This window comes from Frigoribacterium sp. PvP032, from assembly GCF_017833035.1.
GTDB lineage: Bacteria > Actinomycetota > Actinomycetes > Actinomycetales > Microbacteriaceae > Frigoribacterium.
The window spans coordinates 2,435,510-2,447,575 of the sequence record NZ_JAFIBM010000001.1 but is presented as its reverse complement, the minus strand read 5'-3'; the positions used below and the strand labels follow the sequence as shown (position 1 = coordinate 2,447,575).

Here is a 12,066-nt window from a genome sequence, read left to right as displayed (position 1 = left end):
GCCACCGCTACGGCGTCGGGTGCAGCGCGTCGTACGTCCGGAACGCCGGCGTGAGGCGCGCCACCACCGCGATCAGCACGACGATCAGCGCCCCTCCGAGGAGCGGCGGCCACGCGACGCCCGCTGCCGCGACGAGCCCGACGAACAGGTCGCCGACCCGCGGGCCGCCGGTGACGACGACGATGAACACGCCCTGGAGGCGGCCCCGCATGTGGTCGGGAGCCGCGGTCTGCAGGATGGTCGAGCGGAAGATCGAGCTGACGTTGTCGGCGGCCCCGGCCCCCGCGAGGGCGAGCGCGGCAGCGCCGAGCGCGACGAGGTCGGCCTGGCCGAGCCCCTCCGTCAGCCCGCCGTCGCCGCGCGGCGAGGTGAGCGCCAGCACGAGCCCGAACGCCGCGATGCAGATCCCGTAGACGGTGATGGCGCGGTCGACGGCCCTGCCCTGCAGGCGCACGTGCCCGAGCCGTCCCGAGAAGACGCTGCTCAGCAGCGCCCCCACCGCGTAGGAGGCGGTGAGCACGCCCACCGTCACCGCACCTCCTCCGATCACCACGGCCCCGACCACGGGGTAGAGCACCCGCGGCTGCCCGAAGGTCATCGCGACGATGTCGACGACGAAGGTCGTGCGCACCGTCGGCGCCCGCCGCAGGAACCGCATCCCCTCGACCAGCGACGCCAGGCCCGGCCGCTGAGCGTTGCCCTCGGGGCGGATCGGCGGCAGCGTCACGATCCCGAGGAACGCGAACGAGAAGAGCACGACGTCGACCGTGTACGTCGGTGCGAAGCCGATGCCCGCGACGAGCACTCCGGCGAGTGCCGGCCCGACCGTGAGCATCAGGCCGGTGCCGATCCCGCCGAGCGCCGCGGCGGCGGGCAGCAGCGAGGCCGGCAGGAGGCGCGGCACGATCGAGGCACGCGAGGTCGCGATCATCGTCCCGGCCACCGCGTTGACGCAGGTCAGCACGTAGAGCAGGCCCACCTCGTGCAGGCCGAGCCAGGCGTGCAGGGCGATCGCGGCGGTCGAGAGCCAGGCGAAGACGGCGGCGACGAGCGCGACCTTCCGGCGGTCGAAGGCGTCGGCGAGCATGCCGCCCCAGAGCCCCGCGACGATCATCGGCACGAGCGACACGACCCCGACGAGCGCGACGGCGAAGGTCGAGCGGGTGATGTCGTAGACCTCGAGCCCGACGGCGACGAGGGTGAGCTGCGTCCCGATGCCGCTGACGGTGTTGCCGACGAAGAGGCGCGCGAAGGCCGGGCTCTGCCGCAGCGGGGTGACGTCGACGAGCACGGGGCGGCGGGGCTTGGCGGGGGCGGGCGGAGGCGCGGGAGTGGACAAGTCTCCATCATGCGCGATCTGCACTCTTCTGGCGCGGTCGGGCGGCGGGCCGGTCGGGCGTCCCCCGACGACACGAGGAGGCGGTGGTTGGATGGACGCATGACTCACGACCCCAGCACCAAGCCCGAGATCGACGCCCCCACCGCTCCTGCTCCCTCCGAGCTCGAGATCACCGACATCACGGTCGGCGACGGCGACGAGGCCCAGTCCGGCTCGACCGTCAACGTCCACTACCTCGGCGTCGAGTTCGACTCCGGAGAAGAGTTCGACGCGTCGTGGAGCCGCGGCGAGCCCATCAACTTCCCCCTCGCGGCGCTCGTCCGCGGCTGGCAGGAGGGCATCCCCGGCATGAAGGTCGGCGGCCGCCGCCAGCTCGTCGTGCCGCCGCACCTGGCCTACGGCCCCGCGGGCGGCGGCCACCCGCTGTCCGGCAAGACCCTGATCTTCGTCATCGACCTCCTCGGCGTCAGCTGATGACGGCCCCCTCGATCGGCCTCGCCGACGGCCGGACCATCCCGGCCCTCGGCCTCGGCACGTACGGGATGGACGGCGACGAGGGCGCGGGCCAGGTCGCCACGGCGATCGAGTCCGGCTACCGCCTCCTCGACACGGCCCTGAACTACGGCAACGAGGCGGCGGTCGGCGAGGCCGTCCGCCGCGTCGACGTGCCTCGCGACGAGCTCGTCGTCACGTCGAAGCTGCCGGGCCGCCACCACGGCTACGACGAGACGCTCGCGAGCTTCGAGGAGACCCGGAAGAACCTGGGTCTCGACTTCGTCGACCTGTACCTGATCCACTGGCCGCTGCCGCGGGTCGACAAGTACGTCGACTCGTTCCGCGCGTTCGTGAAGCTGCAGGAGGACGGCCTCGTCGGCAGCGTCGGCGTCTCCAACTTCACCGAGGAGCACCTGCAGCGCGTCGCCGACGAGACCGGCGTCGTGCCCGTGGTGAACCAGATCGAGCTGCACCCGTACTTCCCCCAGGCGGGGATGCGCGCCGTGCACGAGCGCATGGGCATCGTCACCGAGAGCTGGAGCCCGCTCGCCAAGCAGAGCGAGCTGCTGCAGGAGGCGGTGGTCACCGAGATCGCGCGTGCCCACGGCAAGACGCCCACGCAGGTCGTCCTGCGCTGGCACGTCCAGCTCGGCGCCGTGCCCGTGCCCAAGTCGGCCGACCCCGGCCGCCAGCGCGAGAACCTCGACGTCTTCGACTTCGAGCTGTCCGACGACGAGGTGGCGCGCATCAGCGGCCTCGAGCGCGGCCGGCTCTGGGACGGCGACCCCGAGACGCACGAGGAGTTCTAGCTCCGCCAGCCGGCACGCGCTCGCCCGCGCCCGCCTGTCGGCCCGACACGCCCGCGTCCTCTCCGGAGGGCGCGGGCGCCGTCGTGGGTGGGGCGGGGGCTCGGCCCCGCACAGGTAGACTGGCGTGCCGTCTTTCCCGAGGGGTGGAGCAAACCTGGTGTCATCTGAGCTGGAGCGCGAACGCGCCTACGTGGCCACGCTGTACGCGCGTCTGGACGAGCTGAAGGCCGACGCCCGCGTGCGTCTCGAGAGCACCCGGCGAGAGGCCGTGGGCGGCAACCACCAGAGCCGCAGCGAGCGAGACGCCTTCGCGAAGCTCTACGAGGACACGATCACCCAGCTGGGCGCCGTCGACGAGCGGCTGGCCTTCGGCCGGCTCGAGCTCGAGCGTCCCGACGAGACGGGCAGCGCCCTCCGCTACATCGGCCGCGTCGGCCTGCGCGACCGGCAGCACCACCCGATCCTGCTCGACTGGCGCGTGCCCGGCGCCAGCGCCTTCTACCAGGCCACCGCGGCGACGCCGATGGGCGTCCGCGCCCGCCGTCACCTGACGCTCGCCGGCCGCGCCGTCACCCGCCTCGAGGACGAGGTCTTCGACCCCGACCTGCTCGACCGCGACGACGTGCAGCTGCAGGGCGAGGGCGCGCTGATGGCGGCCCTCACGGCGCAGCGCACAGGTCGCATGACCGACATCGTGGCCACGATCCAGGCCGAGCAGGACCGGATCATCCGGTCGGAGCTCGACGGCGTCCTCGTCGTCCAGGGCGGGCCCGGCACCGGCAAGACGGCCGTGGCCCTCCACCGCGCCGCGTACCTGCTCTACTCGCACCGGGACCGCCTGCGCGGCTCTGGCGTCCTCATCGTCGGCCCGTCCCGCTCGTTCCTGCGGTACATCGAGCAGGTCCTGCCGTCGCTCGGCGAGAGCGGCGTCGTGCTGTCGAGCCTCGGCGGGCTCTACCCCGACCTCGAGACCCAGGTCGACGACGCCCCCGACGTGGCAGCCCTCAAGGGCTCGGCCGAGATGGCCGAGCTGATCAAGCGCGCGGTGCGCTCGCGGCAGGTCCGGCCCACGCAGGCGACGACGATCGACATCAACGGCGAGCGGCTCGTCGTGCAGCCCGAGCTGATCGGCGACGCGATGCGGCGTGCGCAAGAGCGCGGCAAGCAGCACAACCTCGGCAGGGTCACGTTCAACAAGGCCGCGCTCTCGGCGCTGACCCGCCTGCTCGTGTCGCAGATGCGCGAGCACGGCACGACGGTCGACGAGTCGGACGAGGCGGTGCTCCGCGAGGACATCCGGCAGTCGCACGACGTGCGCGTGCTGCTCAACACGGCGTGGATGCCGCTGTCGGCCGAGAAGCTGATCGAAGATCTGTTCGCGCGCCCGAACTGGCTCGCGACCATCACGCAGCGCTGGACCCCGGCTCAGCGCGCCCTGCTCCAGCGCCCCCGCGGGTCGCAGTTCACGATCTCCGACGTGCCGCTGCTCGACGAGGCCGCCGAGCTGCTCGGCGAGTTCCAGGCCGGGGTCGACCCCGACAAGCTGGCCCGCAAGCAGCAGCGCAAGCGCGACATCGAGAACGCCGAGCGCGCGATCGAGAACATGGGCGTCGAGGGCATGGTGTCGGCCGAGCAGATCGCGGGCGGCTTCGCCGAGCGGGCCGCGTCCATGACCACCTCCGAGCGCGCAGCCGGCGACCGCACCTGGGCCTTCGGACACGTGGTCGTCGACGAGGCGCAGGAGCTGTCGCCCATGCAGTGGCGCCTGCTGTCGCGCCGCTGCCCGCTGCGCTCGTTCACCGTCGTCGGGGACATCGCCCAGGCGTCCAGCCCGGCCGCCGCCTCCTCGTGGGACAGGGCGCTCCAGGCCCTGCTCGGCCGTCGTCGCGGGTCGAGCGTCGCCGGCACCACGGCGCCCTGGCGCCTCGAAGAACTGACGGTCAACTACCGGACGCCCAGCCAGATCGTCGAGCACGCCGAGCGCCTCGCGGTCGAGAACGGGCTGACGATCACGGCGAGCCGGTCGGTCCGCTCGAGCGAGTGGCCGGTCCGCGAGATCGCGGTGCCTGCCCTCGCCGCCACGGGCGACAGCCGAGGAGGCGCGGCGCACGACGCCCTCGTCGCCGCGGTCGTCGAGGCGGTCGCCGCCGACCGCGGCATCGACTCCGAGGGCACCCTCGCCGTCATCGCCCCCCAGCACCTCGTGGCCGACCTGGTCTCGGGGCTCGACCCGCTGTTCCCCGGGCTGGTGGCGCCGGGCACGGCGTCGCTGACCCGACCGATCTCCGTGCTCAGCCCCGCGACGTCGAAGGGGCTCGAGTTCGACAGCGTCGTGATCGTCGACCCCGAGGGCATCCGCACGGGCGCTGCCCGCGGCGCGGCGAGCCTCTACGTGGCGATGACCCGGCCGACGCAGCGCCTCACGGTCGTCGGCTAGCCGCGCGCCGCGCGCTTGCGCTGCGAAGCAACGCGATAGCGACAAGACGACGCGATGTTCCGCGTCGTCTTGTCGCTATCGCGTCGCTTCCGGGCGCCCGGCGGCCCGGGCCGCCGCCTCCACCCGGTCGTGGTGAGCCCGCCAGCCCTCGACGTCCCGATCGGGGACGTTCTGGTCGGTCGCTCCGTTGCCGAGTCGACCGTCGACCAGCTCGCGGACGAGGTCGGCGTGGCCCGCGTGACGCGCCGTCTCGACGCACAGGTGCACGAGGATCGAGTGCAGGGTCACGTCGCGACGGTCCGCCGGCCACCAGGGCACCACGCCGGGGGAGTCCAGGTCGAGCGCTGCGACGGTCGCGTCGGCGTGCTCGGCGGAGTGTCCCGCGAACGCGACGATCGCCTCCCGGGTCTCGTCCTCGGTCGCCCAGAGGTCCGCCTCCGGCTCGCTCGTGTCCGTCAGCCACGGCATCTCGAGGGGCGACGGCCGGTCGAACACCTCGCCGAGATAGCCGAGCTGGACGCTCGCGACGTGCTTGACGAGACCGAGCAGGTTCGTGCCGCTGGACACGAGCGGCCGTCGCACGTCGTACTCGTCGAGCCCGTCGAGCTTCGTCAGCAGGTCGGCGCGCTGCTTCGTGAGGTAGCGCTGCAGGGTCTCTTTCTCGTCCATGCCCCCAGCGTGCCGCCTCCTTGCCCCCGCCGCCACCGCCTCCCGCGCCGCCGCTGCCCCGTGCGCCGCCGCCTCCTGCACTTCTTCCGCCGCCTCCTGCGCTGCCGCCGTCACCTGCGCTGCCGCCGCCTCCTGCGCTGCCGCCGTCACCTGCGCTGCCGCCACCTCCTGCGCTGCCGCCACCGCGAGCACCTGCTCCCGTGCGTGCCCGTCTCCGCCTCCTGATGCTCGAGGGCGGGTCGCCGTCGTCGAGGGCGGGTCATCGCGGACCCGCCCTCGACGACGTTGACCCGCCCTCGAGCAACGCCGCCCGCGCTGGATCGTCGGCACCCGCCGAAGCCGCGCGCACCCTTCGGCGCGCGGGAGGGTGCGCGCGGGTCCTGCGGGTGCGGACGCCGACGCCGACGCCGACGCGCTAGCGGTAGTCGGGCGGCCAGGCGAACGAAGGAGGCGCGGTCACGGACTCGCCCCGGGGCGCGAGCACGAGCGCGACGTCCTCGAAGTCGCTCAGCCGGATGCCGGCCGGGTCGCCCGACCAGCGGCTCCCGTCCACGAACGTCGTCAGCTCGAGGCCGTCGTCCGGTCCGAGCGAGCCGATGCTCACGGCGTCGAGGTGCACGTCCCACTCGGTGAAGAGCTGGCCGAGCACGAAGGACTCCCGACGAGGCGACTCGACGTGCACGATGCCGGACGTGTCGTGGGTGTGCAGCGGAGCGGCGAGCTTCGTGTCGGCGTCGTGCCCGATGTCTCCGGGGATCGTCACGGCCGCCCCGTCGACGGTGATCGAGAGGTGCGTGTGGACGTGCATCGCGAGGTCCTCGCCCCAGACGTTCTGCATGCCGGCGAGCTCGGCACGGTCGAGCCGATCGCCGACTGCGGGCACCGGCCACGGGGGAGCGGTCTCGGCGCCGAAGACCCGGGACGGCTGCGCCGACCCGACGAGCCCGATCCCGACAGCGCCCCCGACGACGACGAGCGCGGCGATCGACGCGAAGACGGTGTCTCGAGAGGGCACGCGGCTAGCCCTCGCGTCCTGGCGCGGCGGAGTCCGGTCGGGTGCCGTGTCCGTCGGCAGCCCGCTCGGCGTCACTCACCTCGCGCACCCGGTCGACGAGCTCTCGCCAGGGCCCGGTCACCTGCTGCTCGGGCAGCTTCGCCTTCTTGGCCGGCGACGTCTCCGCCGAGATCACCCACACGAAGCGATCGGGCTGCACCGGCTGGGTCGGGGCGGGGGCCTCCTGCCAGGGCACCAGGTCGAGCAGCACGAGCCAGGACTCGGTGTCGGGCTCGGCGTCGACGTCGACCTGCCAGGTGCGGGTGAGCCCGGCGAAGCCGCCGGACCTCTGGACGGTCACCATCATGGCCGCGATGCTACTCCGCGGCGCCGAGCGGCCGAGGGGCCCGGCGCACGGGCGGCCGCAGCGCCGAGCGTCCGAGCTGCCGGCCGAACCGCCGAGCGCTCAGGCCGCCGGCTCGACGCCCACGCCCTGCCAGCCCGCGGTCGTGGCCCGCGCCTCCTCCGAGTCCTCCCCGTACCGGGCGGCGGCGGCCGAGACGGTCGCCGCGGCGAACTCCGCGAAGGAGGCGGTCGTCGACACGAGCCCGCCGACGAGCGTGTCGTACCAGACCTGCCCCGCACGCTCCCACGCGCGGCCGCCGAGGGCGTCGGCGACGAGGAAGAACGCCCGGTTCGGGATGCCCGAGTTGAGGTGCACGCCCCCGTTGTCGTCGGTCGTCTCGACGTAGTCGTCCATGTGCGCCGGCTGGGGGTCCTTGCCGAGCACGTCGTCGTCGTACGCCGTGCCGGGCGCCGACATCGAGCGGAGCGCGCGGCCCTCGACGGCCTCGGTGAAGAGACCCTCGCCGATCAGCCACGTCGCCTGCTCGGCCGTCTGGTCGAACAGGTGCTGCTCGACCAGCGCGCCGAAGACGTCGCTGACCGACTCGTTCAGCGCACCAGACTGCCCCTGGTACTCGAGGTTCGCCGTGTACTGCGTCACGCCGTGGGCGAGCTCGTGGCCGATGACGCTGACCGAGGCGGTGAACCGGCGGAACACCTCGCCGTCGCCGTCGCCGAAGACCATCCGCTCGCCGTTCCAGAACGCGTTGTCGTAGTCCTGGCCGTAGTGCACGGTCGCGTCGAGGGGCAGGCCGGCACCGTCGATGCTCGACCGCCCGTAGGCCTCGAGGAACAGCGCGTGCGTCGCGCCGAGCGCGTCGTACGCCTCGGTCACCGCGACGTCGTCGCCCGCGGGCTCGCCCTCGCCGCGGACCAGGACCCCTGGCAGGTGCTCGGTGCCCTGCGCATCCGAGATGGTCCGCTCGACCTCGGGCCCCCTGGCGACGGCGCCCCGTCTCACCGGCGGTGCCTCGCTGCGCGCCGCGCGCACCTCGTCGATCTGCAGCAGCCCCTGGCGGGCCGCCTCGGGAGCGCGCACGAAGCGGTCCGTGTCGGCCGCGGCGAGGTGGGCGAGCAGGTACGGGGGAACGATGAAGCGGGTCATGTCCAGACTCTGGCACCTGCCTCCGACATCGGGCGCGTCCGTTCACACGATCGTCACGAGCGAGCAGGTGCGCAGTCGCGAGGGGTGGCAGACCGCAGGAGGTGCGGGGCGACCTCCGCGAGCCGGTAGCGTCGACCGGATGACCGCCTCCGACGCCTCCGCCCTCGTCGACCGCATGATCGCCGTCGTGCCCGACTTCCCCGTCCCCGGGATCCTGTTCCGCGACGTGACGCCGCTCTTCTCCGACGCGGACGCCTTCGCGACCGTGACCGCCGCCCTCTCCGAGCCGTTCGACGGGGCCTTCACGGCCGTGGCCGGCATCGAGGCCCGGGGCTTCGCGCTCGCCGGCGGCATCGCGATCGAGCAGGGCGTCGGCGTCCTCACCGTGCGGAAGGCCGGCAAGCTGCCCGGCGAGGTCCTGAGCGAGAGCTACGCGCTCGAGTACGGCGAGGCGACGCTCGAGCTGCGGCCGAGCCAGCTGCCGCCGGGCACGCGGGTGCTGGTGGTCGACGACGTCCTCGCGACGGGCGGCACGGCCGACGCGACCGTCACCCTGCTCGAGCGCGCGGGCTACGAGGTCGTGGGCATCGCCGTGCTGCTCGAGCTCGACGGCCTGCCCGGCCGCGAGCGCCTCGCGTCGCGCATCCCCGTGCACGCCCTCGGCAGCGCTCCCGCCTGAGGCGCGAGCCACGCCTAGGGCGCGAGCCACCCCGGGAACAACAGCAGCGACGCGCCCACGAGGCACGCCGCCGAGACCCCGACGAACACGCCGACCCACAGGATGCCGGGCACCCGGGTGAGCCCGGCCAGCTGGTCGGCGTCCGACTCGGTGCGGGCGCCGTGCCGTGCCGCTCGTCGTCGGCTCGACTGCAGCTCGACGGAGGCGCGCAGGGCGCCGAGCCCCAGCACGCTCACCAGCACGAGCCCGAACACCTGCTGCCACTCGACCGGGGCGAGCCACGTGACACTCGCGACGACGGCCCCGCCGACGAGCACGACCCACAGCCCGAACCAGTTCCGGATCTGCACGAGCATCAGCGCGAGCAGCAGCAGCAGCGCCCAGAGCAGCCCGGCGGCGAAGCCCGCGCCGAGCAGCCAGGAGGCGCCGAGCGAGGCCAGCGCCGGGGCCGTGTAGCCCGCGAGGAGGGTGAGCACCATGCCCGGCCCGGACCGCGGCCCGCGCGAGACCGTCAGCCCCGACGTGTCCGAGTGCAGCCGGATCCCGGTCAGGCGCCGCCCGGTCAGCACCGCGGCCAGGCCGTGCCCGCCCTCGTGCACGACGGTGACCGCGTGCCGCACCGTGTGCCAGGTGCCCGGCAGCAGCACGAGCGCGGCCCCGGCCGCGACGGCCAGCAGCATCCACGACAGGGGGAGCGGATCGGCGCGCTCCGCGACCCGGGCCCAGAGCGCGGCCAGGGAGGCGGTGGTCTCGTCCATCCCGTCAGCCTAGGAGGCGCCCCCCGGTCCTCCCTCCCCGGGGTCGATCGTCTCCGTCGGGAGGATGGTCCTCGGCTCCGGGCAGCGACTTCAGAGCCGTCATGCCGCACCATGGTCGGATGCGCCGCGCCGTCCTCCTCCTCTTCAGCCTCGTCTACCTCGCCGGGGTGGCCTGGATGACGCTGCGCCCGTCCGTCTACGGCGACGGGACGTCCGAGCTCCTCTGGCGTGCGCTCGACTTCCTCGGCCGGCACGAGGAGACGAGCTGGATCACGTTCGCCAGGGTCGAGGCGGCGGCCAACGTCGCCATGTTCGTGCCGATGGGCATGTTCCCCGCGCTGCTCCTCCCGAAGCGCGCCTGGTGGGTCGGCGTCGTGGTCGGCTTCGCCGCGACCTGCGCCATCGAGACCTACCAGGCGACCGCCCTGTCGACGACTCGGTTCTCCGACCCGCAGGACATCCTGATGAACACGATCGGCGCCGCCGTCGGGGCCGCGTTCGTCGGTCTCGTCCTGCCGAGGAGCCGACGTTCGCGCGCCAAGCGCAGCTCCGCCCGCCCGTCGCCCGTCTGGTAAGCTCGCCAGGTTGCCGTCTGAACGGCCGCGGAACAAGAGAGCTCGCACATCCTGTGACGGGCGCCGCGCAACGAACTGGAAGGGGATCCTGAATGGCACTCGCACCTGACGTCAAGACCCGGATCATCGAAGACTACGCGACCCACCCCGGCGACACCGGATCCCCCGAGGTCCAGATCGCCGTGATGACCCAGCGCATCCTCGACCTCACCGAGCACCTCAAAGAGCACAAGCACGACCACCACTCGCGTCGTGGTCTGCTGCTCCTCGTGGGCCAGCGCCGCCGTCTCCTGGGCTACCTGTCCAAGGTCGACATCGAGCGCTACCGCACGCTGATCGGTCGTCTCGGCCTGCGTCGCTAGTCGACCTCGCCGACGACCTCCGGGTCTCGACTCCGGCCCCCGTCCTGCTCTGCAGGGCGGGGGCCGTTCTCGTGCCCGGCGTCGTCCACCGCGGCAGGCCCAGCCCCGGCGGATCGGCTCAGTACCAGTTGTTCCGGACGAAGAAGCCCCAGGCCCCGCACGGCGTGCCGTACCGGCCCGCGATGTAGCTGAGGCCCCAGTCGACCTGAGGCCGGTAGTTGGTGCGCCAGTCGAGCCCGGCTGAGGCCATCAGGCTCCCCGGGTTCGCCTGCGGGATGCCGTAGGTGCCGCTCGTCGGGTTCTGCGCGTCGGTCCGCCAGCCCGACTCCTTGTTCCACAGCTGCACCAGGCAGCTGTACTCGGAGCCCGTGCCGATCCTGGACGCCGCGTAGGCCTTCGCGCCGGCCGGGTCGTTGACGACGCCGGCCGGGGGAGCAGGGGCAGGGACCGGTGCAGGCGCGGGGGCCGGGGCGGGCGCGGGTGCCGGCACTGGTGCAGGTGCCGGTGCGGGCGCCGGTGCAGGCGCAGCGGGCGCGGGTGCCGGCGCCACGGCCGGAGGTGCCGCTGCCCCGGCTCCGCCGCCGCCCGAGGCGGACCCGCGATCTGCTGCCGCCGCGCCCGCCTGCTCGATGCTCACCTGCACAGCCGCGTCCCGCCGGGCGACCCGCTCGGCGTCGGCGGTGCTCTGCCTCAGCGCGGCGAGCTGCGAGTAGAGCGCGTCGGTACGGCTCGTCGCCGACGCGACCGCGCCGTCGGCTGCGGCCTGTGCCGAGGAGGCGACCGACGCCTCCTGCGCCGCCTCGGTCGCGAGGCGCTCGCGTTCGGCACGTGCTGCCTCCGACTGGTCGCGCAGCGAGGCGAGCTCGTTGCTGCTCGTCGTGGCGTCGGCGAGCACGGCCTGCCAGCGGTCGCCGAGCTGGGTGAGGGTGCCGAGCTGGCGCAGCACCTGGTCGGGGTGGTCGGAGCCGAGCAGGACGCTGGTCGTCGAGGCGCCGCTGCCGGCGCGGGCCAGGTGCGCGGCGAGCTGTCCCGCCTGCTGGTGGGCCGCCTCCTCGGCCGACTCGGCCTCTGCGGACCGCGCGTCGAGCTGGTCGGAGCGCGTCGCGGCCGCCGCGAGCGCGTCGGCGGCGCGGGTGCTCGCGCCCTCCGCGACCACGGCCTGCTCGCTCGCGTCGGCCGCGCCGGCCTCGAGCTCGTCGAGCGAGGTGACGACCGCGTCGATCTGCTGCTGCACCGACGCGGCGTCCCCGGTCGGCGCCTCCACGGCCACGGCCTGGAGGCCGGTGGTCAGCACGAGCACGGCCGAGCAGGCGACCGCGGCCGCAGCGGCCCTGGCGGCGGCAGGGGCGGCGCTCGACCCGGTGCGGCGGGGGAGACGAGGCGCGTGCATCCGTCGATGCTATCGGGGGCCCCGGCGCGAGGCGCCGCCCCGAGAGGGG

Annotated in this window: 13 protein-coding genes; 6 read left to right on the top strand and 7 right to left on the bottom strand. The window is 73.8% G+C overall.

The window, feature by feature from the left end:
• Positions 1 to 7 precede the first annotated feature (7 nt).
• Entirely contained in the window at positions 8 to 1,339 is a 1,332-nt protein-coding gene (locus tag JOE35_RS11245; RefSeq protein WP_209561139.1) for an MFS transporter, read from the bottom strand.
• Positions 1,340 to 1,438: 99 nt separating this feature from the next.
• Here JOE35_RS11245 and JOE35_RS11240 point away from each other — a divergent pair, with 99 nt between their 5' ends.
• From JOE35_RS11240 to JOE35_RS11230, 3 genes are all read left to right on the top strand, one after another.
• On the top strand, positions 1,439 to 1,813 hold the full coding sequence (locus tag JOE35_RS11240) for an FKBP-type peptidyl-prolyl cis-trans isomerase (RefSeq protein ID WP_209561138.1): 375 nt from the start codon (positions 1,439 to 1,441) through the stop codon (positions 1,811 to 1,813).
• Entirely contained in the window at positions 1,813 to 2,643 is an 831-nt protein-coding gene (locus tag JOE35_RS11235) for an aldo/keto reductase (protein WP_209561137.1), read from the top strand. The genes JOE35_RS11240 and JOE35_RS11235 overlap by 1 nt, the downstream gene beginning before the upstream one ends.
• A 154-nt stretch (positions 2,644 to 2,797) precedes the next feature.
• Entirely contained in the window at positions 2,798 to 5,080 is a 2,283-nt protein-coding gene (locus JOE35_RS11230; protein ID WP_209562025.1) for a UvrD-helicase domain-containing protein, read from the top strand.
• Positions 5,081 to 5,155: 75 nt separating this feature from the next.
• Here JOE35_RS11230 and JOE35_RS11225 read toward each other — a convergent pair whose 3' ends face one another.
• From JOE35_RS11225 to JOE35_RS11210, 4 genes are all read right to left on the bottom strand, one after another.
• Positions 5,156 to 5,932 carry a DinB family protein gene (locus JOE35_RS11225; protein ID WP_307803051.1) on the bottom strand — a complete coding sequence of 259 codons (777 nt, stop codon included), beginning with the start codon at positions 5,930 to 5,932 and terminating at the stop codon, positions 5,156 to 5,158.
• A 232-nt stretch (positions 5,933 to 6,164) separates the two neighbouring features.
• Positions 6,165 to 6,764, bottom strand: coding sequence for a hypothetical protein (locus JOE35_RS11220; protein ID WP_209561136.1), 600 nt, complete (start codon positions 6,762 to 6,764; stop codon positions 6,165 to 6,167).
• A gap of 4 nt (positions 6,765 to 6,768) precedes the next feature.
• Entirely contained in the window at positions 6,769 to 7,110 is a 342-nt protein-coding gene (locus tag JOE35_RS11215) for a protealysin inhibitor emfourin (RefSeq protein WP_209561135.1), read from the bottom strand.
• Between the two features lie 99 nt (positions 7,111 to 7,209).
• Positions 7,210 to 8,253: a M4 family metallopeptidase gene (locus tag JOE35_RS11210; protein WP_209561134.1), complete on the bottom strand. Its 1,044-nt coding sequence runs from the start codon at positions 8,251 to 8,253 to the stop codon at positions 7,210 to 7,212.
• A gap of 139 nt (positions 8,254 to 8,392) precedes the next feature.
• Here JOE35_RS11210 and JOE35_RS11205 point away from each other — a divergent pair, with 139 nt between their 5' ends.
• Entirely contained in the window at positions 8,393 to 8,932 is a 540-nt protein-coding gene (locus JOE35_RS11205) for an adenine phosphoribosyltransferase (protein ID WP_209561133.1), read from the top strand.
• A 14-nt stretch (positions 8,933 to 8,946) separates the two neighbouring features.
• Here JOE35_RS11205 and JOE35_RS11200 read toward each other — a convergent pair whose 3' ends face one another.
• Positions 8,947 to 9,690, bottom strand: a complete 744-nt coding sequence (locus JOE35_RS11200; RefSeq protein ID WP_209561132.1) for a M50 family metallopeptidase — start codon at positions 9,688 to 9,690, stop codon at positions 8,947 to 8,949.
• A 119-nt stretch (positions 9,691 to 9,809) separates the two neighbouring features.
• Between JOE35_RS11200 and JOE35_RS11195 the strand changes: the two genes are divergently transcribed.
• Positions 9,810 to 10,265 carry a VanZ family protein gene (locus JOE35_RS11195; protein ID WP_209561131.1) on the top strand — a complete coding sequence of 152 codons (456 nt, stop codon included), beginning with the start codon at positions 9,810 to 9,812 and terminating at the stop codon, positions 10,263 to 10,265.
• Positions 10,266 to 10,357: 92 nt separating this feature from the next.
• Positions 10,358 to 10,627: a 30S ribosomal protein S15 gene (gene rpsO / locus JOE35_RS11190; RefSeq protein WP_209561130.1), complete on the top strand. Its 270-nt coding sequence runs from the start codon at positions 10,358 to 10,360 to the stop codon at positions 10,625 to 10,627.
• Positions 10,628 to 10,745: 118 nt separating this feature from the next.
• Here the strand turns inward: rpsO and JOE35_RS11185 are convergent, their stop codons facing one another.
• Complete coding sequence (locus tag JOE35_RS11185) at positions 10,746 to 12,017, bottom strand: hypothetical protein (protein WP_209561129.1); 1,272 nt, start codon at positions 12,015 to 12,017, stop codon at positions 10,746 to 10,748.
• Positions 12,018 to 12,066: the final 49 nt, after the last annotated feature.

Bases quoted from the DNA above. Each gene is read 5' to 3' on its own strand.
- JOE35_RS11195 (WP_209561131.1), top strand. From the start codon at position 9,810: ATGCGCCGCGCCGTCCTCCTCCTCTTCAGCCTCGTCTACCTCGCCGGG.
- JOE35_RS11185 (WP_209561129.1), bottom strand. From the start codon at position 12,017: ATGCACGCGCCTCGTCTCCCCCGCCGCACCGGGTCGAGCGCCGCCCCT.
- rpsO (WP_209561130.1), top strand. From the start codon at position 10,358: ATGGCACTCGCACCTGACGTCAAGACCCGGATCATCGAAGACTACGCG.
- JOE35_RS11205 (WP_209561133.1), top strand. From the start codon at position 8,393: ATGACCGCCTCCGACGCCTCCGCCCTCGTCGACCGCATGATCGCCGTC.
- JOE35_RS11200 (WP_209561132.1), bottom strand. From the start codon at position 9,690: ATGGACGAGACCACCGCCTCCCTGGCCGCGCTCTGGGCCCGGGTCGCG.
- JOE35_RS11215 (WP_209561135.1), bottom strand. From the start codon at position 7,110: ATGATGGTGACCGTCCAGAGGTCCGGCGGCTTCGCCGGGCTCACCCGC.
- JOE35_RS11210 (WP_209561134.1), bottom strand. From the start codon at position 8,253: ATGACCCGCTTCATCGTTCCCCCGTACCTGCTCGCCCACCTCGCCGCG.
- JOE35_RS11240 (WP_209561138.1), top strand. From the start codon at position 1,439: ATGACTCACGACCCCAGCACCAAGCCCGAGATCGACGCCCCCACCGCT.
- JOE35_RS11235 (WP_209561137.1), top strand. From the start codon at position 1,813: ATGACGGCCCCCTCGATCGGCCTCGCCGACGGCCGGACCATCCCGGCC.